This window comes from Streptomyces sp. NBC_00670, from assembly GCF_036226765.1.
Classification (GTDB): domain Bacteria; phylum Actinomycetota; class Actinomycetes; order Streptomycetales; family Streptomycetaceae; genus Streptomyces.
In genome coordinates, this window is the sequence record NZ_CP109017.1 from 5,689,042 (window position 1) to 5,711,921 (window position 22,880).

General features: G+C 73.8%; 20 protein-coding genes. 9 read left to right on the forward strand and 11 right to left on the reverse strand.

All coding sequences use genetic code 11. The features are described from left to right. Window positions 1–83: 83 nt before the first annotated feature. Both OIE12_RS25275 and OIE12_RS25280 read left to right on the forward strand, forming a co-directional pair. Window positions 84–1,112 (forward strand): alcohol dehydrogenase catalytic domain-containing protein, encoded by a 1,029-nt coding sequence (locus OIE12_RS25275; protein WP_329139035.1) that lies wholly within the window; start codon window positions 84–86, stop codon window positions 1,110–1,112. Between the two features lie 76 nt (window positions 1,113–1,188). Next, window positions 1,189–2,271, forward strand: a complete 1,083-nt coding sequence (locus OIE12_RS25280; RefSeq protein WP_329139037.1) for a flavin monoamine oxidase family protein — start codon at window positions 1,189–1,191, stop codon at window positions 2,269–2,271. Between the two features lie 217 nt (window positions 2,272–2,488). Here OIE12_RS25280 and OIE12_RS25285 read toward each other — a convergent pair whose 3' ends face one another. The 5 genes from OIE12_RS25285 to OIE12_RS25305 form a co-directional block, all read right to left on the reverse strand. Continuing rightward, the gene (locus tag OIE12_RS25285; RefSeq protein ID WP_329139039.1) at window positions 2,489–3,811 is read right to left on the reverse strand and encodes an MFS transporter; all 1,323 of its coding nucleotides are present in this window, start codon (window positions 3,809–3,811) and stop codon (window positions 2,489–2,491) included. Continuing rightward, on the reverse strand, window positions 3,808–4,194 hold the full coding sequence (locus tag OIE12_RS25290) for a hypothetical protein (RefSeq protein ID WP_329139041.1): 387 nt from the start codon (window positions 4,192–4,194) through the stop codon (window positions 3,808–3,810). Before OIE12_RS25290 ends, OIE12_RS25285 begins: the two co-directional genes overlap by 4 nt. 133 nt (window positions 4,195–4,327) lie before the next feature. Then, window positions 4,328–4,504: a hypothetical protein gene (locus OIE12_RS25295; protein ID WP_329139043.1), complete on the reverse strand. Its 177-nt coding sequence runs from the start codon at window positions 4,502–4,504 to the stop codon at window positions 4,328–4,330. Between the two features lie 322 nt (window positions 4,505–4,826). Beyond that, the gene (locus OIE12_RS25300; protein ID WP_329139045.1) at window positions 4,827–5,360 is read right to left on the reverse strand and encodes a DinB family protein; all 534 of its coding nucleotides are present in this window, start codon (window positions 5,358–5,360) and stop codon (window positions 4,827–4,829) included. 230 nt (window positions 5,361–5,590) lie between these two features. After that, complete coding sequence (locus tag OIE12_RS25305; RefSeq protein ID WP_329139047.1) at window positions 5,591–6,838, reverse strand: MalY/PatB family protein; 1,248 nt, start codon at window positions 6,836–6,838, stop codon at window positions 5,591–5,593. Between the two features lie 81 nt (window positions 6,839–6,919). Between OIE12_RS25305 and OIE12_RS25310 the strand changes: the two genes are divergently transcribed. Next, window positions 6,920–7,408, forward strand: a complete 489-nt coding sequence (locus tag OIE12_RS25310; protein ID WP_329139049.1) for an Lrp/AsnC family transcriptional regulator — start codon at window positions 6,920–6,922, stop codon at window positions 7,406–7,408. A gap of 108 nt (window positions 7,409–7,516) precedes the next feature. On the opposite strand, the gene OIE12_RS25315 is transcribed toward OIE12_RS25310, so the two are convergent. The 3 genes from OIE12_RS25315 to OIE12_RS25325 form a co-directional block, all read right to left on the reverse strand. Then, entirely contained in the window at window positions 7,517–9,523 is a 2,007-nt protein-coding gene (locus OIE12_RS25315) for an ATP-binding cassette domain-containing protein (protein ID WP_443053900.1), read from the reverse strand. Window positions 9,524–9,786: 263 nt separating this feature from the next. Next, window positions 9,787–10,269, reverse strand: a complete 483-nt coding sequence (gene rraA / locus OIE12_RS25320) for a ribonuclease E activity regulator RraA (RefSeq protein ID WP_329139051.1) — start codon at window positions 10,267–10,269, stop codon at window positions 9,787–9,789. Window positions 10,270–10,288: 19 nt separating this feature from the next. Further along, window positions 10,289–10,996, reverse strand: a complete 708-nt coding sequence (locus tag OIE12_RS25325; protein ID WP_329139053.1) for a GNAT family N-acetyltransferase — start codon at window positions 10,994–10,996, stop codon at window positions 10,289–10,291. Window positions 10,997–11,224: 228 nt separating this feature from the next. Here OIE12_RS25325 and OIE12_RS25330 point away from each other — a divergent pair, with 228 nt between their 5' ends. The 4 genes from OIE12_RS25330 (at window position 11,225) to OIE12_RS25345 (ending at window position 16,599) form a co-directional block, all read left to right on the forward strand. Continuing rightward, on the forward strand, window positions 11,225–12,091 hold the full coding sequence (locus OIE12_RS25330; RefSeq protein ID WP_329139055.1) for a helix-turn-helix domain-containing protein: 867 nt from the start codon (window positions 11,225–11,227) through the stop codon (window positions 12,089–12,091). A gap of 136 nt (window positions 12,092–12,227) precedes the next feature. Then, window positions 12,228–13,298, forward strand: a complete 1,071-nt coding sequence (locus OIE12_RS25335; protein ID WP_329139057.1) for an iron-siderophore ABC transporter substrate-binding protein — start codon at window positions 12,228–12,230, stop codon at window positions 13,296–13,298. Then, window positions 13,295–15,433 carry an iron ABC transporter permease gene (locus OIE12_RS25340; protein WP_329139059.1) on the forward strand — a complete coding sequence of 713 codons (2,139 nt, stop codon included), beginning with the start codon at window positions 13,295–13,297 and terminating at the stop codon, window positions 15,431–15,433. Before OIE12_RS25335 ends, OIE12_RS25340 begins: the two co-directional genes overlap by 4 nt. Then, window positions 15,430–16,599, forward strand: coding sequence for a peptidase C39 family protein (locus tag OIE12_RS25345; protein ID WP_329139061.1), 1,170 nt, complete (start codon window positions 15,430–15,432; stop codon window positions 16,597–16,599). Before OIE12_RS25340 ends, OIE12_RS25345 begins: the two co-directional genes overlap by 4 nt. Here the strand turns inward: OIE12_RS25345 and OIE12_RS25350 are convergent. Together OIE12_RS25350 and OIE12_RS25355 are read right to left on the reverse strand one after the other, a co-directional pair. Further along, entirely contained in the window at window positions 16,554–17,207 is a 654-nt protein-coding gene (locus OIE12_RS25350; RefSeq protein ID WP_329139063.1) for a response regulator, read from the reverse strand. The two genes, OIE12_RS25345 and OIE12_RS25350, sit on opposite strands and share 46 nt — an antisense overlap. Beyond that, window positions 17,204–18,958: a sensor histidine kinase gene (locus tag OIE12_RS25355; RefSeq protein ID WP_329142200.1), complete on the reverse strand. Its 1,755-nt coding sequence runs from the start codon at window positions 18,956–18,958 to the stop codon at window positions 17,204–17,206. Before OIE12_RS25355 ends, OIE12_RS25350 begins: the two co-directional genes overlap by 4 nt. 235 nt (window positions 18,959–19,193) lie before the next feature. On the opposite strand from OIE12_RS25355, the gene OIE12_RS25360 reads away from it, so the two are divergent. Together OIE12_RS25360 and OIE12_RS25365 are read left to right on the forward strand one after the other, a co-directional pair. Beyond that, window positions 19,194–20,597, forward strand: coding sequence for a GntP family permease (locus tag OIE12_RS25360; RefSeq protein ID WP_329139065.1), 1,404 nt, complete (start codon window positions 19,194–19,196; stop codon window positions 20,595–20,597). Window positions 20,598–20,673: 76 nt separating this feature from the next. Beyond that, on the forward strand, window positions 20,674–21,393 hold the full coding sequence (locus OIE12_RS25365; protein ID WP_329139067.1) for a phosphatase PAP2 family protein: 720 nt from the start codon (window positions 20,674–20,676) through the stop codon (window positions 21,391–21,393). Between the two features lie 161 nt (window positions 21,394–21,554). On the opposite strand, the gene OIE12_RS25370 is transcribed toward OIE12_RS25365, so the two are convergent. After that, window positions 21,555–22,880 (reverse strand): glutamate-1-semialdehyde 2,1-aminomutase, encoded by a 1,326-nt coding sequence (locus tag OIE12_RS25370; RefSeq protein WP_329139069.1) that lies wholly within the window; start codon window positions 22,878–22,880, stop codon window positions 21,555–21,557.

Below are 22,880 nucleotides of genomic sequence, written 5' to 3' on the forward strand. Positions count from 1 at the left end.
ACCCCCGTTTACCGTGGGCCGCCGATGACCTGGTCATCATTCACCCTTATAACATTCACCCGCGTGCCCCCAGGAAGTGCACTGTGCCCGATCCCGTCGTCGCCATGGTCGTGACCGAGCCGGACGGGCCGTTGGCCGCGTCCGCCGTCGACACTGCCCCGGTGCAGGGCCATCAGGTCCGTATCTCCGTCCGGGCCAGTGGCGTGTGCCACGCCGACATCGGCACGGCCAGGGCCCCGAAGGCAGGCCCGGACGCCCCCGTGACGCCCGGACACGAGGTCGCCGGCGTCATCGCCGAGGTCGGCGACCGGGTGCGGGGCTGGACGGTCGGCGAGCGGGTGGCCGTCGGCTGGTTCGGCGGCAGCTGCGGGCACTGCGCCTTCTGCCGGGACGGTGACGTCGTGCACTGCCCCGAGCGACAGGTGCCCGGGGTGTCCTACCCGGGTGGCTGGGCACAGAGCATCACCGTGCCGGCGGACGCGCCGGCGCGCGTCCCCGACGGCCTGGACCTCTTCGACGCGGCGGTCTTCGGCTGCGCGGGCGTGACCACCTTCAACGCCCTCCGCAGGGCCGGTACGCGCACCGGGGGCAGGGTCGCCGTGTTCGGACTGGGTGGGCTGGGGCACCTCGCCGTGCAGTTCGCGGCGAAGCTCGGACACGAGACGGTCGCGGTCGCCCGCGGCGCCGACCGCGAGGAACTGGCGCGCGGTCTCGGCGCCCGGCACTACGTCGACAGCACGCGCGAGGCCCCCGGTGCGGCCCTCGCGGCCCTCGGCGGCGTCGACCACATCGTCTGCACCGCCTCCACCACCGACGCGCTGGGCGAACTGGTCACCGGCCTGCGGCCGCACGGCCGGCTGACGCTGGTGGGCGTGGACGACGGCGCCCTGTGCCTCCCGGTAGGCCTGCTGGTCGGTCAGGGAGTGAGCGTGACCGGGCACCTGACCGGCAGCGCGCGGGACACGGAGGAGGCCATGGCCTTCGCCGTCACCAACGGAGTCCGGCCCATGATCGAGCGGATGCCGCTGCGAGAGGCCGGCGCGGCCGTCGCGCGCCTGCGCTCCGCGGCACCCCGGTTCCGTATCGTGCTGGACCCGTCCCAGGTGTCCTGACCTCGCAGGACCTTTTCGCCCCCGTCGCGCAGGCAGCGTGCCGGGCGGTCCTCCACCGTCCCGAAGGGAACCCGCCATGCTCAGCAGCGGCACTCATGACGTCATCGTGGTCGGCGCCGGCGCGGCCGGGCTGACCGCCGCGACCGTACTGCACGAGGCCGGGCACGAGGTCCTGTGCCTGGAGGCACGGACACGGGTCGGCGGCCGGCTGCTCAGCGAGGCCGTCGACGGCGGCGCCCTGGATCTGGGGGCCACCTGGTTCTGGCCGGGGGAGCGGCGGGTCGCCGCGCTGGCCGCCCGGGCCGGAGCCGAGGTCTTCGACCAGCACCTGGCAGGGGACGCCGTCCTGCACGACCGGTCGGGGTCCCACCGGTATCCCGGCAACATGATCGACGTCCCGTCCTACCGCTTCGCGACCGGGGCGCAGCAGCTCACCTCGGCACTCGCGACGAGCCTGCCCCCGGACGCCGTACTGCTGGACACGCCCGTCACCGAGATCCGCCCCGCCGGTGCGCACGGAGTCGACGTCCACACGCCGGAGCGGGCCTTCCGCGCCGCACAGGTCGTCCTGGCCGTACCACCCGCGCTGGCGCTGGAGCGCATCGGCTTCGCCGGCGCCCTGCCCGACGACCTCGTCCGCCTGGCCCGCTCCACTCCGGTGTGGATGGGGGCCGTCGCCAAGGTCGTCGCCCGCTACGCCACCGCCTTCTGGCGCGAGGACGGACTGGCCGGCGCGGCCTTCAGCAGGGTCGGTCCGCTCCAGGAGATCCACGACATGTCCGGCGCCGACGGGCGTCCCGCGGCGCTCTTCGGCTTCGCGCACGCCCGGACCGTCCGGCCGGGCTTCGAGGACGCGGTGGCCGCACAACTCGGTGCGTGCTTCGGGCCCGCCGCGGCCGCACCCGAGGCCGTGTATGTGCAGGACTGGAGCCGCGAGACCTGGACGGCCCCGCGTTCCGTGCACGCACTCGGCGACTACTCCGTCTTCGGCCACGACCTCTACCGGCGGCCGTTCCTCGACGGCCGGCTGCACTGGGCCTCGACCGAGACGGCCACCGACCACGCAGGGCACATCGAGGGCGCTCTGCACTCCGGCGAGCGGGCGGCCCGCGCCGTCCTGTCCTCGGCGGCCCACGGCCGCGGCCTCCCCCTGGGCTGACCCGGACGGCACGCGGCCGGCGCCCCGGCTCCGTGCTCTTCGGCGCGGGCAGGTACAGTGCGGCGGCTCTCCCACGCGGGGGCGCCCGGGGCCTTCGCGGGCCGGCCGCCTCCTGCTACCGGGCCATCGGCCGTGTCCGGGCCGCACGCCTCCGGGCGAAGGCACGCCGGCCGCCCGCGGACGCGGTGCCCTCCGGACGCCGACGCCCGTGGCCGGTTCAGCGTGCGCGCACGAGGACCGCCCAGCAGGCGAGCACAGGCAGGACCAGGACGGCGGCGACGGCGTTCAGCACGCCGAAGCCGGCCCAGCCCGTCAGGGGCCCGGCGAGGCCGGCGCCCACGGCCGCGACGACGTTCATCGCGGTGTCCGTGGTGCCCTGTACGCCGGGCCGCAGTGCGGCGGGCGTGCTCTCGCTGAGCAGGGCCGAGCCGGCCACCAGGCTGAAGGACCAGCCCAGTCCCAGGAGGAACAGCCCTGCCATCATCGTGCCGACCGAGTCGCGGCCCAGGCCCGACAGCGCGGCGGACACGAGGAACACCGCCTGCCCGGCCACGATGGTCGCCAGGTGGCCGATCCGGTCGGAGAGCCGGCCGACGAGCGGTGAGAACGCGTACATGCCCAGCAGATGACCGCTTATGGTGACGCCGACGACGGTGAGCCCATGGCCGTGCTCGGACATGCTGACCGGGGTCATCGTCATGACCGCCGCCATGACCGTCTGGGCCACGACGATGGTCACGAACGCGAAGGCCGCGTGCGGTGTGCGGCGAAGGTGCCGCAGGCCCGCACGCACCATCCCGTGGGGCGAATCCTTCTTCCGCACGGCGGCCTCGGCTCGGGCCGCCGGGATGACCGCGTCCTCTTCCCCGGGTGTGTCGGCGTCCTGGTGGCGGCGGGACAGCGTGAGCGGGTCGGGACGCAGCAGGCCCCACAGCAGAGCCGATGCCGCTGCCGTGCACACGGTGGCCAGGACGAACGCCCCCGCCAGGCGCGGAAGGTGCAGAGCCGACGCCACGGCGGCACCGGGATCGGCGAGGTTGGGCCCGATCACCGAGCCGATCGTCGTGGACCACAGCACGATGGACAGCGCCTGGGCCCGCCGGTGCGGCGCGGCCAGGTCCGCGGCGGCGTAGCGGCTCTGCTGGTTGGTGGCGCTGCCGACGCCGAACAGCAGCATGCCCACGATCAGCAGAGGGATCGACCCGTTCACCGCCGAGGCGATGAGCAGACCCCCGCCGGCTGCGGCGACGAGCCATCCCGCTCCGAGAGAGGTCCGGCGGCCGCGCCGTTGGGCGAGGAGAGCGAGCGGTATGCCGACCAGGGCGGCGCCCGCCGTGGTCGCCGTGCGCGCCAGACCGGCGTAGGTCTCGCTCTGGGCCACGGACTCCGCGAGCAGGGGGCCGACCGACACCGAGACGCCCACCCCGACCCCGCCGACGATCTGCGCCGCGGACAGGACCCGGACCGTGCGCTTCTGCACCGCGCGCACTCGGGCCTGCTCCTGCCACGGCGTCGGGGCTGTGTCCTGTGGCGTGCTCACGTGTCGGCGCTCCTCGGCGGGTCGGTTGAGTGGGGGTGTCGAGTGGGGAGAAGGGCGTGCGGGAGGGACGGCCCGGGGTCAGAGACCGTGCCGGGATCGTTCGGCACGGGATTGCGGCCGGGAGCCGTCCCTGCACGGGATTCCGGCCGGGGGCCGTCCCGGCGTGCCAGGAGGACGACGGCGGTGAGCGCGGCGGCCGCGGCCAGGACGAGCAGGAGGACGCGGTCCGGTACGGCGCTGCCGAGACGTGCGACGCGCTCCTCCAGCCTCGCCCGGGTCTCGACGCTGACCGGGGAGGGGAGCGCCGCCGTGCCGTCGAACAGCAGGAAGACCACGCCGAGCAGGATGAAGAGGACGCCGCCGACGAGGGAGGAAGACGGCATGACGGAGACGACCTCGTGCTCGGTGTGCGGGTGACGGACAGCGGTGGGCGCACAGCGCTGTGGCCGTGCGCCGGGCCGTGACCGAATGACGGCCGGTCGGCGCGCGACGCGTGAGAACGCGCGAGCCTCCGGCCTAGATCCGCATCCGGTCGGCTACGGCCCGACCCGCCGGCGGGGAGAGTCCCGACGTCGCCACGTCCCGGCACAGGTCGGCCGAGACCGTCTCGAGCCCGGTGGCGGTCACGGCGGCCGTCCGGGCCACCGGCTCCGTCGTCTCCGGGAGGCGTGCGTCCGGCTGAGCGAGGAGCACCTTCCTGCACGGGGCCGGTGTGCTGGGCGTATCGCACCGGGAGGAGCCCGGTCGCACCGTGGCGGTCGCATGGACCGGTCCCTGGGCCACCGCATCCGCCGAGGCGGTCACCGTCCGGGGACCCGGCAGCCCCGCGCCCGCGTCGAAAGCGCGTGTTCCGCATGCCCACGCGCTCAGCACGACGAGCAGCGACAGCAGGGCGAGAAGACCGCGCCGCGCTCGCGCGGAGCTCGTCACCGAGGCCATCGCACGGAGCCGGAGAAGAACCGACGACACGTCACGTCACGTCCGGTAGGTGCCGGGCCGCCCGCAGCCGCGCATGTCACGCATAGGGGTGCAGGCACAGGTAGCCGTCGATACGGCGCACATGGTCGGAGTCCGGGTCGGTGGGCAGGGCGTGTCCGAGGTGTTCGGCGCGGACCTCGCCGATCCACTGGTCGTGCTGGTACTCGTGGTTGATCAGAGCGGTCAGCAGATGTGTCGCGACGACGGTCATCTGGGTGGGAGCGCCGACCTTCCCGGCCGCGATGTCACCGATGCGGGCGTGCACCCGGTCGGCGACGGTGTCCCGGAAGGCCGCGAGCCGCTCCACCGTCGGGAGGGCGCCGCGGAACTTCTCCGGGTTGGCCGAGTCCATGAGTCCGTCCAGTTCCGGGTCCGGGCTGGGCTCGGCGGCCGTGAGGTTGCGGATCATGAAGTGGGCGACGTGCGCCTGGTGCCCGAGGTGCCAGCCGATGGCGCTGAAGTCCTCGCGCGGGCGCCAGACCACCTCGTCCGGCGTGAGGTCCCGCCACAGCTCGTCGGTGTAACCGCGGGCACGGTCATACTCACGCAACAGCGCCTGCAGTTCGTGCACGGCTCTCCTTCGGACGTCCGGTCCGGTCTGTGGGGTCCGGGTCACGGCGGAGGGAGCTCCGCGTGCCTCGGACGGCGCGGCCGGTGGCGGCGCACCGCCGCCACTGTAGGGAGCCGCACCGCGAGCCGGTAGGAGACGAAGCCGAATGCCCCCATCACCGCTCTGTATGGCCGACGCCGGGCACGGCGCGGTGGAGCGGCTCCGCCGTCGCCTTGCTGCCCGTGCGGTGTTCAGAGGTTGTCGACGGCCGTGAGCAGCCGGTCGACGGCCTCGTCGACCGTGGAGCGGGGGCAGCCCAGGTTCACCCGCATGTAGCCGTGGCCCTCGGCGCCGAACTTCTGGCCCTTGTCCAGCCACAGCCGCGCCTTGGTGAGCATGAACTTGTCGAGTGACGCGGCGTCCATCCCCAGCCCCCGGCAGTCCATCCATGCCAGGTAGAGGGAGTCGGCGCGCAGGACCCGCACCTTGGCAGTGGCGGAGTTGACCGACTGGGCGAAGTGGGCGTGGTTGCCGCGCAGGTAGGTGAGCATCTCCTCCAGCCAGGGTTCGCCGTGCGCGTAGGCGGCCTCGGCCGCCACCATGCCGAGCACGTTGACCAGCGGGAACATGTTGCGGTCGTACTGGCGGGCCAGTTCCGCGCGCAGCCGGGGGTCGGGAACGAAGACGTTGGCGCTCTGCAGGCCCGGGAGGTTGAACGTCTTGCTGGGTGCGGTGCAGGTGATGCTGTTGCGCGCGAACTCCTCGCCGAGGGAGGCGAACGGGATGTGCTTCTTCTCCGGGTTCATGAGGAGGTCCTGGTGGATCTCGTCGGAGACGACCAGGACGCCGCGACGGGTGCAGATCTCGCCCATGGTCCGCAGTTCCTCCTCGCTCCACACGTTGCCGGTGGGGTTGTGGGGGTGGCTGAGGATGAACAGTTTGGTGTCGGGACGGATGGCCGCCTCGAACGTCCGGGCGTCGAAGCGGTAGCCGTCGTCGGTCCGTACCAGCGGTGCGAGCGCGAGGTGGCGGCCGTTGAGCAGCACGTCGTCGTGGAAGTGGGCGTAGACCGGCGGCTGGATCAGGACCGAGTCACCCGGCGCGGAGAACGCCTGCACGGCCGTCTTGAGCGTGGTGATGATGCCGGCGGTCTGCATCACCCACTCCCGGGGCACCTCCCAGCCGAACCGCCTGGCCTGCCAGCCGGTCACGGCATCGAGGTAACTGTCCGTCGCGCCACCGGGGTATCCGAAGACGCCGTGGTCCACGGCCTGGTGGAGCGCGTCGATGACGACCTGGGGAGCCTTGAAATCGGTGTCGGCGACCCACATCGGCAGCGGGTCGGCCGCGACCTCGTCGGCGGTCAGGAACTGCCGGGCGGAGGCCCACTTCATGGAGTTGCTGTTCTTGCGGTCGATGACGGTGTCGAAAGCCGATCCGGTGGTTGTGGCGGGAACGGCCCGTCGTTTCCGGTCAGCGCGGAGGGGATCGGTTGCCATGGCTGGATGCTAGCCACAACACTGGGCAAAGTGTTTGTGAGTTTTGCCCGCCATCCGCGTTGAGTGGCTAAGATTCCGCGCATGGATGCGATGGATCGCAGGATTCTTGCCCTGCTGCAAGCCGAGGGACGCATCACGCTCACCGATCTGGCCGACAAGGTCCGGCTCAGCGTCTCCCGCTGTCAGCGACGTGTCCGGGAACTGGAGGCGGCCGGGGTCATCCGGGGCTACCGCGCGGTGGTCGACGCCGCAGCGGTGGGATTCGGGTTCGAGGTCCTGGTCTTCGCCACGCTCAGCCGCCCCGACGCGGTGACCGCATTCGATACGGCCCTGGCCGAGGTCCCCGAGGTGATCGAGGCCCAGCGTCTCTTCGGCGAACCGGACTACTTGATCCGCGTGGTCACGGCCGATCTGTCGTCGTACCAGCAGCTCTACGAGTCCGTGCTCATCCATCTGCCGGGGGTACGCAGCCTGAACTCGACCATCGTGATGAAACACGCGGTCCGTCCCCGGCCCCTGCCCGAGCGACCCTCGCGGGAGGGTGGGGCGCCACCGGCGCACCGCGCGTGAGCGCGATCCGTTCGGCCAGGTCGGTACACCCCGCGCCACGCGAAGCCGTCGACCACGTCCTCCCCACGGGCTCCGCACCACCCGCCGGGCCGGCCCGGTGACGACAGGTCACGCGGGGTCGGCGACGGCAGGGGAGACGGGCGAGGCGGATGAGGCGGGGCCGGGGACCGTGGGTGTGGGGGCGTACTGGGCGGCCTGGGCGGCGAACATCGCGGCGTAGCGGCCCCGGGCGGCCATGAGTTCGTCGTGGCTGCCCTGTTCGACGAGCCGTCCGCGGTGCAGGACGTAGATGCGGTCGGCGTGACGGACGCCGGACATGCGGTGGGTGACCAGGACGACGGCCCGGTTCGGGGCGGCCAGCCGGCGGATGCGGTCGAACGCGGCGATCTCGGCCTCCGGGTCGAGGGCGGAGGTCGGCTCGTCCACCAGCAGCACCCCGTCGGCGTCGGAGGTGGAGCTGCGCCAGTGGGTCCGGGCCAGCCCGATCTTCTGCCACTCGCCGCCGGACAGCTCGCTCGCGCCGCGGAACATCCGCGCCAGCAGGCTGCCCAGGCCGTCGGGGAGTTTCGCGATGACCGGTCCGGCGCTCGCGTAGTCCACCGACGGCTGGAGGTCCTCCGGTCCGGCCGGCCGGGCGGGACGGCCGATCCGGATGTTCAACGCCGCCGTCACGGGCCAGCGTTCGAAGTCCTGGGTGAGCAGGGAGACGCGCTCGAAGACCTCGAAGCGGTCCAGGGCGGCGAGGTCGCACGACCCCCACCGCACGGTCCCGCTCTGCGGCAGCAGCAGCCCCGACACCACCTTCATCAGCGTGCTTTTGCCGGAGCCGTTCTCGCCGACCACGGCGGTGACCGAGCCCATGGGCAGCGTCAGGGACACGTCCTCCAGGGCGGGGGTCTCCCGGTCCGGATAGCGGTAGCCGACCCCGTCGAGGACGACCCTCTCCACCCGTACCGGGACGGGATCGCCCCCGCCGGGGATCGTGCGGCGTGCCGCCTCGTCCAGGAACCGGGAGTGGTCGCGGACGTAGAGGGACTCCTCGTGCAGCTGGTTCACGTTCATCACCAGCGACCCCAGGCCCGCCGAGCCGGACCGGACGGCGACGACGGCCGTCCCGGCCACGGCCAGGCTCATGTGCCCGCTCATGATCAGCGCGAACATGGCCGCGTACGTCGCCGCCATGGCGAGGCCGGAGAGCGCGGCGGCCACCCACTCGGTGACGGCCTTGCCGGCGGCCAGTCGTTCCTGCTCCGCCTCGGCGCTCTCGGCCATCCGCTCGTACCGGCTGAGCAGGAACGGCCCGACGGCGTGCAGGCGCACCTCCTGGGCTGCGGTGCGCTCGGTGAGCAGGTTGCCGAGGAGGCGGCCGGCCCGCACGTGCTCGACCCAGTTCATCATCGACACGTACCGTTCCTGCGCCACGCGCATCGCGCCCCAGCCGCGCGGCGCCGCGATCAGGACGAGCATCGGCAGGAGCACGGGGTGCAGCAGGGTGAGCACGCCGGCCGTGGAGATCAGGGAGATGGTTCCGTTCAGCGCGGCCACGCAGGCGCCGATCATGCGGCGGGCGGAACTCGCGCCGTACTGGGCGATGTCGATGAGCCGCCGGAACTCCGGGTCCTCGATGGCCTCCAGCTCGACCGACGCGGCGGCGGCCAGGTACTGGGTGGTCGCGATCCGCTCCACCAGCGGCTCCAGCCGGCCCGCCCGCGAGGTGGACCAGCCGGCCAGGCCCGAGTTGACGACGGCGGCCCCGGCGGCGGCGAACAGCCCGGGCAGGACCGCGTGCAGCCGCTGCCCGGGGGTGCCGGAGCCGAGCAGCGCGTGCATGACGGCGTTGACCGCGAGCAGTCCGACCGCCGCGGCGAGCCCCTGTCCGATCTCGCAGAGGGCGACCGTCAGCAGCGCGCGGCGATCCGCCTGCCACGCCATCCGCAGGGTCGCCCCCACCAGCCTCGGCATGGAGCGCAGCGCCGACATCATCGTCAGGTCGAGCCAGGCGCTCTCGTGTTCGGACCAGCCCATGTCGTAGCGCAGCGGACCGCCGAACAGTTCCCGCTCGGCGTCCGAGACCTCCGGTTCGGCCATCCGCACGCGTCCGAAGATCTTCTTCACCGCGGGCCTCCCGCGGGTGCTGGTGTCCTGGCCGAAGTCAACGTGGCCCCCCTGACGGCGGTACGGCAGCTCCCGTTCCCACGGCTCAACGAGCGGACGGGGCTTTCGAACACACGTATTTCGGCCGTATCGGCAACCCCGCCGCCGCCCGCGCGCCGGGGGCTGCGGGGTGTCGCCCCGTGCGGCTGCGGGACCGGCAGCCGGGCCGACGGTGGCCGAATCGCCGAGCCCGCCAAGGCCCGGTCCCGGGGCGGGACTTCGCCCTAGGGAAGGAGGACGATGCCGTCGTCGTCGGCGTGGAGGGTGTCGCCGGGGTGGAAGGTGAGGCCGCCGAAGGTGACGGGGGTGTCGACGGTGCCGAACGAGGCCTTGGCGCTCTTGCGCGGGATGGTGCCCAACGCCTTGATGCCGAGGCGCAGTTCGGAGAGGGCGACGGTGTCGCGGACGGCGCCGTGCAGGATGAGGCCGGCCCAGCCGTTGTCCTGGGCGGCGCCGGCGAGGAGGTCGCCGACCAGGGCCGTGCGCAGGGAGCCGCCCCCGTCGACGACGAGGACGGCGCCCTCGCCGGGGGAGTGGACCAGGTCGCGGAGCAGGCCGTTGTCCTCGTGGCAGGACACGGTGCGGACCCGGCCCGCGAAGCCGCGGTGCGCGCCGAACTGGCGGAACTGCAGGTCGCAGACGCGCAGTGCGCCGCCGTACTGGTCGACCAGGTCGGCGGTGGGGATGGGGGTGAGCGTCTGCGTCATGTGGGTGCTCCTTCGTCCGTCAGTGTGCGCCGGGGGTGCGGAACCCCCGGAAGGTGACCTGGCCGTGGGTCTTGAACCCGAGGCGTTCGTACAGTGCGCGCGCGCCCGTGTTGCGTTCGGCCACGTGCAGGAAGGGGCGGTCGCCGCGGGCCAGGACGCGGGCGGCGAGCGTGGTGACGAGGCGGGCGGCGTGGCCGCGGCCGCGGGCCTCGGGGGCGGTGCAGACGGCGCTGATCTCCGTCCAGCCCGGCGGGCGCAGGCGTTCTCCGGCCATCGCCACCAGGGTGCCGTCCACGCGGACGCCCAGGTAGGTGCCGAGTTCGCGGGTGCGGGGCCAGAAGGGGCCGGGTTCGGTGCGCGACACCAGGGCGAGCATCTCGGGGGTGTTCTCCGGGCCCAGTTCGACCACGTCGGGGCCGGGGGCCGGGAGGTCGAGGTGGTCGCCGCCGTGCCAGAGCATGCGGCGGCCGTCGAGGCGGAAGACCGGCTCCCAGTCCGACGGCGGGAGGGCCGGGCAGTTGAACATGTCGGCGAAGGCGCCGGGGCCGAGCAGTTCGGCGAGGTCGGCCCAGTCCTTCGCGCTCGGGTCCGTGCAGACGGAGGAGAAGGTCGCCACGTCCGGGGTGTAGGTGGCGGCCCGGCCCAGTCGGCGGGCGAAGCGCGCGTGCCGGCCGTCGAGCGAGCGGCCCACCGGATCGTCGAGCACCGGGTCGTCGTCGCTCGTCATCGTCGCTGTTCCCTTCCCGGTGGGCACGGGGGCCGGTTCCGTCGGACCCCCGGGTGCGGCCGGTCGCCCTGCCCGCCGGATCACCGACGCAGCGTACGACGGCCGTGCCGGCGCGGTGCGGGCAGCCCCCCCCGCACCGGCCCACCCGGACCGGCGCGGCGATCGCACGGTGCCGGCGTGCGTGACCGTCGCCCCGGCGCCGGTTCTGTCCCCGATAGACTCCTTCGCATGGTTCCGTCGTCCCCCGGTGAAGCGAGCCCCGGGATGTGGCGGCGGGAGGCGGGGACCGTGGTGCGGCGGGCCGCGGAGGTGCCGGAACGGACGGCGGCCCCGGCCGTCATCACCGCCGGGTTCCGGATCCCCCGCGTGCCCACCGAGTGGGCGCCGCACTCGCACGTCCTGCACGAACTCGTCTGGGTGCGCGGAGGGACGCTGACCTCCCGTGTGCGGGACCGCGTCTTCACCGTGTCCGAGGGGCACGGGCTGTGGATGCCCGCCGGAGTCGTGCACGGGGGCCGGGCGACCGCGGGGGCGCGGTTCCACGACGCCTTCTTCGCGCCCGACCGCACGCCGTTCGCCTTCGGCGAGCCCAGGGCGATCGCGATGACGCCGTTGCTCGAGTCGCTGCTCACCCACCTCTCCCGCACCGACCTCGACGAGGCCGCCCGGGCGCGGGCCGAGGCGGTCGTGTTCGACGTACTCCGGCCCGCCGAGCGGCAGTTCGCCCTGCACCTGCCCAACGACCCCCGGATCGACGCGATCGCCGAAGCCCTGCTGGACGATCCCGCCGACGGCCGCTCGCTGGAGGAGTGGGCGCTGTTCCTGGGGATCAGCGACCGTACGGTCACCCGCGCGTTCCGGACCGCGACGGGGCTCTCCTTCGCGCAGTGGCGGCAGATGCTGCGCGTCCACCGGGCGTTGACGCTCCTCTCCGAGGGGTTCGACGTGACGACGGTCTCCGAGGCGCTCGGCTACGCGCAGCCCAGCACCTTCATCGCCGCCTTCCGACGGGTCATGGGGACCACGCCGGGCGCATTCTCCGATGCGACCCGAGACGGTGTCCGGAATCCCGTATCGCGTGTCGAGAACTCCTGATTGTCGACCCGCCGAGCGGAATATAGCCTTCGTCGAGTTAGGTAACCCTTACTTGGTGCTCGACGTGCACGGTGCTGCCCTCTGCCGCCCCGCACACCACGGCAACACCACAGCACAGCGCAGAAAGAGGACCCTCATGAACCGCGCCCGCCGCCTGGCGGCCTCCGCCACCACCGGGCTCGCACTCCTCGCCGCGACGGCCTGCGGCACGACCGACGTCGACAAGGCCGAGGCCGCGGCGGACAGCGGGGCGAGCGCCTCGCCCGCGTCGAAGGACTGCGCCTCGGACACCACGGCCACCTCCACGGGGCCGGTCACGCTCACGGACGGCGTGGGCCGCACGGTGCACCTGGACAAGCCCGCCCGGCGGATCGCGGTCCTGGAGTGGCAGCAGGTCGAGGACGCGCTGACCCTGTGCGTCACCCCCACCGCCGTGTCCGACGCCAAGGGGTACCGCACCTGGGTCAGCGCCGAGACGCTGCCCGAGGGCGTGACCGACATCGGCACCCGTGAGGAGCCCGACCTCGACACCCTCTACGCGGCCAAGCCCGACCTCGTCGTCGTGGAGGCGTTCAAGGACGACGACGAGACGCTCAAGAAGCTGGAGAAGCGGGGCATCCCCGTGCTGGCCACCAAGGGCGCGGACCCGGACGACCCGATCGGCAACATGCGGGACGTCTTCAGCATGATCGGCAAGGCGACCGGCCGCACCGCGCGCGCGAACCAGGTGCTCGAGGAATTCGACCAGCACCTCGCCACCGCCAAGCAGCAAGTCACCGACGCCGACCTGCCCACCAGGGACTTCCTGTTCTTCGACGGCTGGCTCGAGGGCGGCAACCTCACCGTCCGCCCCTACAGCGACGGTGCCCTGTTCACCGAGATCGGCAAGGAACTCGGCATGAAGCCGGCATGGACCGACGCCGTCAACAAGGACCACGGCGACGGCGGCGTCGACCCCTCCTACGGACTCGCCCAGACCGACGTCGAGGGACTCACCGCGGTGGGCGACGCCAACCTCTTCTACGCCAACGACGAAGGAGCCGGCGGCTATGTCGCCGCGCTGAAGAAGAACCCGATCTGGAAGACCCTCCCGGCCGTGAAGGACGGCCGCGCCCACTCCTTCCCGGCGCGTGTCTGGGGCGCCGGCGGTCCGCGCTCCTGCGAGCAGGCGATCGACGCGTACGTCGACGTGCTCGACAAGAAGTGAGCGCCTCCCCGCAGACGAGCACCCCGTCGGACGTCCGCACCCCGCCGGCCCCGCCCTCCGGCGGGACCCCGCCGCCGCGCGCCGAGCGCGGGGGCGGGCCCGGCGGGGCGGCCGTCCTCACCGGCCTCGTCCTCGTCGTCGCCGTCGTCGGCATGTGGCACCTGACGCAGGGCACGTCGGAGGTCGGCGTCCGCGACCTGGTGCGGTACCTCACCGGGGAACGGGAGCAGGGCGGCGGGGCGCCGGTCGCCGAGATCCTCATCGGCTCGCGGCTGCCGCGGCTGCTCGCCGGGGTGGCCGTCGGGTTCGCGCTCGGCGCCGCCGGAACGCTGCTCCAGTCCGTCACCCGCAACGCCCTCGCCTCGCCCGACACCCTCGCGGTCACGGCCGGCGCCTACTTCACCCTCACCCTCGTCGCGGCCTTCGGCCTCACCGTCCCGCTGTGGGCGTCGGGCGCCGTCGCCTTCGCCGGCGGGCTGGTCGCGGCGGCGCTCGTACTGCTCCTCACGGGCCGTGCCGCGGGCACCACGGGCACCCGGCTCGTCCTCGCCGGATCGGCGACGGCGATGGCCCTGGACGCGGCGACCGGGGCGCTCCTCATCCTGTTCGACCAGAACACGACCGGCCTGTTCGCCTGGGGGAGCGGTTCGCTGGCGCAGCTGAACATCGACGCCTCCGTCCGCGCCTGGCCGCTCGTCGCCGTGGTGCTGTGCCTGGCCCTGGCGCTGTCCCGGCGGCTGGACGTGATGGGCCTGGGCGACGACGCCGCCTTTGGCCTCGGCGTGCCGATCCGCAGCACCCGCGTGACGGCCGTGCTCTGCGCGGTACTCCTGACCAGCACGGCGGTCACCCTCGCGGGCCCGATCTCCTTCGTCGGCCTCGGCGCGCCCGTCCTGGCCCGGCTGCTCGCGGGGCGCGTACGGGCGCTGCGCCGGCACCTGTACGCGGTGCCCGCGGCCGGGCTGCTCGGCGCGCTGCTCATCCTGCTCGCGGACGCGGTACTGCGCGCCGTGCAGGGCGCGGACGGGGCCGCCGCCATCCCCACCGGTGTGCCGACCGCGCTGCTCGGCTCCGTCGTCATCGTCGTCCTCGCGCTGCGCCTGCGCGACACGGGCCGGGCCCCGACGGCGTCGCACACGCGGATCCTCGCGGCCTCACGCCGCGCGTACCTCCTCGTCGTGGGCGGCGGAGCGGCCCTGCTGATCGCGGCGGCCCTCGTCGCGGTCCTCGCGGGGAGCCTGTGGCTGCGGACCGGGGACCTCCTGCTGTGGGCCCGGGGCGGGGCCCCGGAACTGATCGGGCAGGCGCTCGACGACCGGGTACCGCGCGTGGCCGCCGCCGTCCTCGCCGGGGCCGCGCTCGGGCTGGCCGGGTGCGCCGTGCAGGGCGCGGTGCGCAACCCGCTGGCGGAGCCCGGGGTGCTCAGCATCACGGCGGGCGCCGGTCTTGGGGCGGCGAGCGTCGTCACGTCCGGGCTGCCCGGCGGCCGGCCGGTGCTCATCACGGTCGCGGTCGCGGCGGCGCTCGCGACGTTCGCCGTGATCACCGTGCTGTCCTGGCGCGGTGGCTTCCTGCCCGACCGGTTCGTCCTGATCGGCATCGGCTGCGGGTACGGGCTCAGCTCCGTCACCACCTTCCTGCTGCTGCGCGCCGACCCGTACAACACGCCCCGCATCTTCACCTGGCTCTCCGGTACGACGTACGGCCGCACGCTGTCCGACGTCGTCCCCGTCGCGGTGGCCCTGGCGCTCGCGCTGCCCGTGCTGCTCGGCATGCGCGAGCGGCTCGACCTGCTCGCGGTCGACGAGGACACCCCGCGCCTCGTCGGCGTCCGGGTCGAGCGCACCCGGCTGACCGCGCTGGGCGTCGCCGCGGTGCTCGCGGCGCTCAGTGTCGTCGCCGTCGGCGTCGTCGGGTTCGTGGGGCTCGTCGCCCCGCATCTCGCCCGGTCCCTGGTGGGCGCCCGGCACGGCCGTGCGATCCCGGTCGCGATGCTGCTCGGCGCGGTGCTGGTCTGCGTGGCCGACGCGCTCGGCCGCACGCTCGTCGCACCCGCGCAGATCCCGGCGGGGCTGATGATCGCGCTGGTCGGGGCGCCGTACTTCGTGTGGATGCTGCGGAGGTCCCGGGCATGAGGCCGCGCGCCCCGCTCAGGAGCCAGGCCACCCGGAAAGGAACACCCGTGCGAAGCACTGTCGTCCCGTTCACGCACGACACGTCACCGGAGCTGCTGAAACGGCTCGGACGCCACGCGGTGCCCGAGCGCTGGCACACGGCCGACCGCTCCCACCACGTCCCCCGCCTCGTGGCCGTCTCCGGGGACGACGGCGCGGAGTGGGCGGGCGCCGCGCTCGTGACCGCGCGCCCGCACACGGCGTACGTGAAGATCGTCGACGCCGTCGGTGACGTGCCGGCGGTCGTGGACGCCGTCGTCGCCCACGCACGCGGCCGAGGGCTCGCGCAGGTCAAGTGGGAGGGGTGGACGGCGCGTCCCGAGGACGCCGCCGCCGCCGGCTTCACCCCGCTGCGCCCGCCGCTCACCCCGGCCGGCCACGCGGCCGGACCCGACGCGGGGTACGTGCGCCGGCTGGACGACGGCGGCACGGTGGCGGAGCCGCCGGAGCCTCCGTACTACCGGCAGACCACGCACTTCACGTGCGGCGCCGTCACCGCCCTGGTCGCGGCGGCGCACGCCGGGACGCTGCCGGGGGCGGCGCTGGACCGCGAGGCGGAGCTGACGCTGTGGCGCGAGGCGACCAACTTCCCCTCCTGCGAACCCGTCGGACTGGGCGTCGCCGTACGCCGGGCGTGGCCGTCGGTCCCCGTCACCGTCCACCTCGACACGGACCGCCCCGTCCTCCTCGACCACCTCCCGCCACAGGAGCGGGAGTGGCGTGCCCTGCTCCAGCGCACGTCACGCACGCGGGCGGCAGAACTCGGCGTCCCGGTCGACACGGCCCCCTTCCCCCTGACCGCGATCCGGGCCGCGCTCGACCGGGGCGAACACGTCCTCCTCCTGATCTCCCTCGCCGGGATGCAGGGCTTCGACGTGCCGCACTGGGTGCTGTGCCACGGCACCGTGCCCGGCGCCGTCGTCATCGAGGACCCGTGGGCGCACACGCCGGCGGGGGACACCTGGGTCGACGCGCATCTGCTGCCGGTCCCCGACGGGGCGCTCGACACGATGGCGACGGTCTCCGCGGATCCGTTCCGCGGCGCGGTGACCGTGGGCCGGGCGCCGGACCTGCCCGGCGGTCACGGCACCCGGTACTCCTGCTCCGGCCGCCCCGTCGTCCCGTAGCGCAGGCTCATGCGGAGCAGATGCGCGGAGACGAGGGAGGCGAGGTAGCGCTGGGCGGTGGCGCGGGAGACGCCGATCAGCTCGCCGACCTGGCCGGCGGAGAGCGGGGTGGGGGAGTCGCGGACGGCCGCGAGGACCGCGTCGCCCGTCACCGTGCGCACGGTGGGGCGGCGGGGCGCGGTCTCCCGCAGGGCGGCGTACGCGCTCTCGACGGCGTCCTGGTCCATGGACTCGGCCTCCGTCAGCCGCCGGAAGCGGGCGTAACCGCGCAGCTTCTCCGCGAGCAGTTCCGGCGGGAACGGTTTGACGAGATACGCCAGCGCCCCCGCCGACAGCGCGCGGCGCACCGCCGGGCCCTCGGCGGCCGCGCTGAGCACGAACGCGTCGCAGTCCAGGTCGCGCAGCAGGTCCAACCCGGAGCCGTCGGGCAGGTAGACGTCGACCAGCGCGAGGTCGACGGGCGCCGCGGCCTCCCTCGCCGCGGCGGCGGTGTGCGCCGTACCGGCCACGACGAAGCCGGGCACACCCGCGACGAGGCTCGCGTGCACACCGGCGACGCGGAAGTCGTCGTCGACGACGAGCACCCTGTACGTCGGACGATCGCTCACACCCGCACCTCCATGACCCCGGGCAACCGGGCGACGAACACGGCCCCGCCACGGACGACGGCCTCCGCGGTGGCCCTGTGCGGCTGTCCGGCCGCAGGGCCGTCCGGTGGGCCGCCGGGTTCCGCGAGGTGGATCTCTCCGCCCCGGGAGCGGGCGATCTGGCGGGACAGGGCGAGGCCTATGCCCCGGCCGCCGAGGACCGGGCTGTGGTCCTTGGTGGAGACGCCCTCGCGGAAGGCGTCCTCCGGTGGGGAGAGGGAGACGCCGTCGCCCGTGTCGGCGACGGTGATCAGCAGGGTGGTGTCCTCGGTCATCAGTTCCACCTCGACCAGGGCCGCCGTGCGCTGCCCGTGGCGGGCGGCGTCGATCGCGTTGTCGACGAGGTTGCCGCACACCGTGGTGACGTCCACGGGGGCGGCCAGGGTGCCCTCGACCCAGGTGGCGCCCCCGATCACCAGGGTCACCCCGCTCTCCCGCGCCTGCGCGGCCTTCGCCGACAGGAAGGCGCGCAGATACGGGTCGCGGACCGCGTCCAGACCCGGCAGGGCCTCGCCCAGCCCGCCGGTGCCGAGGATCGTGTCGATGTACTCGGTGGTCTCCGCGAGATGCCCGCCGCGGGCCAGCGCGGAGACCACGTGCAGCCGGTTGGCGAACTCGTGCCGCTGCGCCCGCAGCGCCGAGCCCATCGCCTGCACCGCGTCGAGCTGACGGGTCAGGGACTCCACGTCGGTGCGGTCCTTGACCGTCAGCAGGGTGCCCAGCTCGCGCCCGTCCCGGCGCACCCGGCGGCAGGACAGCACCAGCACCCGCTCGCCGACGGCCGCCATCACCGGCCCCGGCGCGGGGCTGCGCACCGCCTCGGCGACCCGGGGGGTCAGCCCCAGGTCGTCCAGGTGCGTGCCGGGGGCGATGTCCGGCGCGAGCAGCCGGCGCGCCTCGTCGTTGACGACCGCGACCCGGCCGTCGGTGTCCAGCGCGAGGACCCCCTCGCCGATGCCGTGCAGCACCGCCTCCTGCTCCTGGACCAGCCCGGCCAGCTCCTCCGGTTCGAGGCCGAGGGTGAGCCGCTTCCACCGGCGGGCCAGCAGCGCGGACGCGGCGACACCGAGCAGCAGCGCCACCGTCAGCCAGCCCAGTCCGCCCAGCAGGACACGCAGGAACTGCGCCCGCACGGCGGACACCGCGAGCCCCGCGTTCGCCTCGCCGACCACCTTCGTCGTCGAACCCGGCGCGTACACGGGCACCTTCGCGACCACCTCGTCACCGAGGTGGGCCCGGTGCCGGGCCAGCACCTCGTGCCCGGAGAGCGCGGAGGACGGATCGGTGCTCACCTCCCGTCCGAGCTGCGCCCGCTCGGGGTGGGCCAGCCGGATGCCCCGGTCGTCCGTGACGACGACGAACAGGAACCCGGTCCTGACCCGCACCGCCTCGGCCACCGTCTGCACCGGACCGGCGGCCAGCGTGGCCCGCGCGGTGTGCGCCGCGCCGCCGCCCGGCCGGTCGTTGGCCGCGGAGTACGCGGCGGCACCGCTGCGCACCGACGGCTCGGAGGCCACCGTCCGCGCCACCGCCAGCGCGCGGTGCTGGTACTCGCGGTCGAGCCGGTGCTCGTTGGAGTAGGCGATGGCGGCGAACGCGGCGGCGAGCGTGACCGCGACCACCGCGCACTGCAGGAGCAGCACCTGGGTGCGCAGCCGCACCCTGCCGAACCGGCCCCGGCCGGCCCGTCCACCACCCGGCGATTCGACCATCCTCACCCGCCCGACAGTAACCCGACGGACGGCAGGCCAGGCCGTGCACAGAACGCGCGAAACGCGCGGAACAGCGGTTTCACGGGTTACGCGCACAATCTGGAGCCGCGCCGCGCCCGGCCGATAGCTTCCCGCCGGTACGAAGCGAGCCGCCTACCAGGAGTTCTTCAATGACGAGAACACTCACCCCCGCACCCCTGCCCACGGGCACCCACGGCCGGCCGGGCGGCGCGCTGTGACGGGGCACACGTGGACCCTGCTGCTCATCCTGGCCGCGGCCATCGCCGCACTGATCGTGCTGATCAACTCGCGGCTCCGGTTCCACCCCTTCATCGCCCTGATGACCGTCTCCGTCGGCGTCGCCCTGGCGGCGGGACAGCCGGTGGAGAAGATCGCCGAGTCCCTGGAGGAGGGCGCCGGCGGCATCCTCGGCGACGTCGGCGTCACCCTCGCCTTCGGCGCCATGCTCGGCCGGCTGCTGTCCGCGTCCGGTGCCACGGACCGGATCGCCCGGGCGATCGTCGACCGCGCGAGCCCCCGCGCGCTGCCCTGGTACGTGACCGGCGCCGCCTTCGTCATCGGCATCCCGATGTTCTTCGAGATCGGCCTCATCGTGCTGCTCCCGCTGATCTTCAGCGTGGCCCGGCGCCTGGAGCGCACGCACGGGTACGACGGGTCCCCGTACGTGTATCTGGCCGCGCCCGCGATCGGCGCGCTGGCCACCCTGCACGGCATGGTGGCCCCGCACCCCGGCCCGCTGGTCGCGGTGGAGGGACTGCACGCCAACCTCGGCCTGAGCATCGGCGTCGGACTGGTCTGCGCGATACCCACGATCATCGTCGCGGGGCCGGTGTACGGCCGGTGGATCGCCCCGCGCCTTGACGTACGGCCCGATCCGGAGCTGATCGCCAAGTTCGCCGGGAGCGAGGACGGTGACCAGGACACCGCCGCGGACGCCGTGGCGCCGAAGAACGGAGTGCGTACCGGCTGGGCCCTCGCCGCGGTGCTCGTGCCCGTCGTCCTGATGCTGCTGCGCACGGTCGCGGAGCTCGCGTTCGACGAGTCGAGCCAGGTGCGCCACGCCCTGGTCTTCACCGGCGAGCCGGTGATCGCCATGCTGGCCGGCTTCCTCTTCGCCCTGTTCGCGCTCGGCTACCGCAGCGGTCTGCCCACCGAGGAGATCCGCTCCGCGCTCACCGACAGCCTGAAGGCCGTCGCGGGCATCCTGCTGATCATCGCGGGCGGCGGTGCGTTCAACCAGGTCCTGAAGGACTCCGGGATCGGCGAGGCCATCGAGTCCGCCGCTTCCGGCCTGCACATCAACCTGATCGTGCTGGGCTGGCTGCTGGCGCTGCTGCTGTCCTTCTCCACCGGCTCCGCCACGGTGGGCATCGTCGCGGCGACGGGCATCCTCGCCCCGCTCGCGCAGGACGGCGGCAGCCTGCACACCTCGCTGCTCGTCGTGGCCATCGGCGCCGGCTCGATCGGCCTCAACTACGTGAACCACGCCGGGTTCTGGCTGGTCAAGGAGTCCTTCGGGATGACGCTCGGGCAGGCGACGAAGTCGCACACCACCATTCAGACCATCGTGAGCGTGTGCGGGCTGCTGATGGCGCTGCTGCTGTCGGTGTTCGCCTGACGCCTCTGCTTGAGATACCTCCTCCTGACGACGTCAACGGCTGCGCGGAAATGGGAAGTTGGGGCATGCTTGCCCCATGCGCCTGCTGCCTGCGTCCCTGCGCCCGTGGCTCGGAGCGGTCGCCGGGCTCGCCGCGCTCGTGGTGCTCGTGCTCGGGGTGCGGTACGCGGGGGACGGTGGGCCGGGGCGGGTGGACAGGTGGGCCGTGCCGCCGACCGCGGACAGCGTGCGGGGGGTGTGGCGGGGGATCGCGCTGGCCGTGGACTTCCTGGGAGAGCCGGTGGGGGCGGTGGGGGTCGTCGGGCTGCTCGTGGCGGGGTGTCTGTGGCGGTGGCGGTGGGTGCGGGCGGCGGTGTTCGTGGTGGTCGCGCCCGTGGTGACCGTAGGCGTGACGACGGTGCTCAAGCATGTGGTGGGGCGGACGATCCACGGTGACGGCAACCTGTCCTGTCCGAGTGGACACACCGGGTTCGCCGCGACGGTCGCCGTCGCGGTGGGGCTGCTCGCCGTCGGCCGGCTCGGCCTCGGCAGGGCGGCCGGCACGCTCCTCGTACTGGCCGCGTCCGTGGTGGCCGGTGCGGTGATGGGCTGGGCGGAGGTGGCCCTGGGGGCCCATTACGCGACGGACACGGTGGCTGGTTGGTGTACGGCGCTGGCGCTGACGCCGGTCACGGCGTGGCTGATCGATGCGTCGGCCGACCGACTGGGTTCTTCGCCCCCGCCGCCCCTACCCTTCCCGTCCTCACAAGGGGCTCCGCCCCTTGGACCCCGGGAGAGCTCGGGTGGGTGGGGTTGAGTGGGGAGTGCGGGTGGGTGGGGGCTGGTCGCGCAGTTCCCCGCGCCCCTGACAGGGGCGCGGGGAACTGCGCGAAACGGGGCGGAGCCCCGTGCGGGGGTCCGGGGGCGGAGCCCCCGGGGATGGGACGGGTAGGGGCGGCGGGGGCGAAAGAAGCCGCCTTACGCCCGGTGGCGGAACACCGGCCTCACCGGGCGGCCGCCGAGCCACGGCGTGGGGTCGCCCGCGTCCAGCGCCTTGCGGTAGACCGCGCAGGCCTGGGAGACGACCTCCACCGTGTGGTCGATGTCCGCCTCCGTGAGCGCCGCGCTCACCACGAAGGACGGCGCCAGGACGCCGCCCGCCAGCAGCCGCCGCAGGAACAGCGTCCGGTACGGCTGCGACGGCCGCCCACTCTCGTCGAGCGTCGCGAAGACGAGGTTGCTGGCCCGCCCCCGCACGAGGACGTGGTCGCCGACCCCCATGCCGGCCGCAGCCTCCCGCACCCCCGCGGCCAGCCGCTCGCCCAGCGCGTGCAACCGCGCGGTGACCCCCTCCTCGGCATACGTCACCTGCACGGCCATCGCCGCCGCCAGGGAATGCGTCTCCGCCCCGTGCGTCGTGGAGAGCAGGAACACCCGCTCACCGGAGTGCCGCAGCCCGCCCCGCTCCATCAGCTCCCGGCGCCCGGCCAGCGCCGAGACGGCGAAGCCGTTGCCCAGCGCCTTGCCGAACGTGGAAAGGTCGGGCGTGACGCCGTACAGCCCCTGGGCGCCCGCCTCCGACCAGCGGAACCCGGTGATCATCTCGTCGAAGACGAGCACGCAGCCGTGCCGGTCGGCCAGCGCGCGCAGCCCCGCCAGATAGCCGGGCGGCGGCTCGCTCGCCGCCGCCGGTTCCAGGATCAGGCAGGCGATCTCGCCCTCGTACCGGGTGAGCAGCTCCTCCGTGGCGGTCAGGTCGCCGTACGGGAAGGACACGGTCAGCTCGGTGGTCGCCGCCGGAATCCCCGCGGACATCGGCGTCGTACCGATGAACCAGTCGTCGACGGAGAAGAAGGGGTGGTCGGCGCAGACCGCCACCCGCGCGCGGCCCGTGACGGCGCGGGCGAGCCGCACCGCGGCCGTGGTGGCGTCGGAGCCGTTCTTCGCGAACTTCACCATCTCGGCCGTCGGCACCGTCGCCAGGAAGCGTTCCGCGGCCGCCAGTTCGACCACCGAGGGGCGGGCGAAGTTGCTGCCCCGGTCCAGTTCGCGCCGCACCGCCTCCGTCACGCGCGGATGGGCGTGGCCGAGGCTGACCGAGCGCAGCCCGGAGCCGTACTCGACGTACCGGTTGCCGTCGACGTCCCAGACATGGGCGCCGCGGCCGTGGCTGATGACCGGGGCCAGGCCCTCGGGATACTGGTCGTCGCCCTTGGCGTAGGTGTGCGCGCCGCCGGGGACCATCGCGTGCAGTCGCGCGTTGGCCTGCCGGGAGCGGGGCAGTTCGAAGTCTTCGGTGGTCAC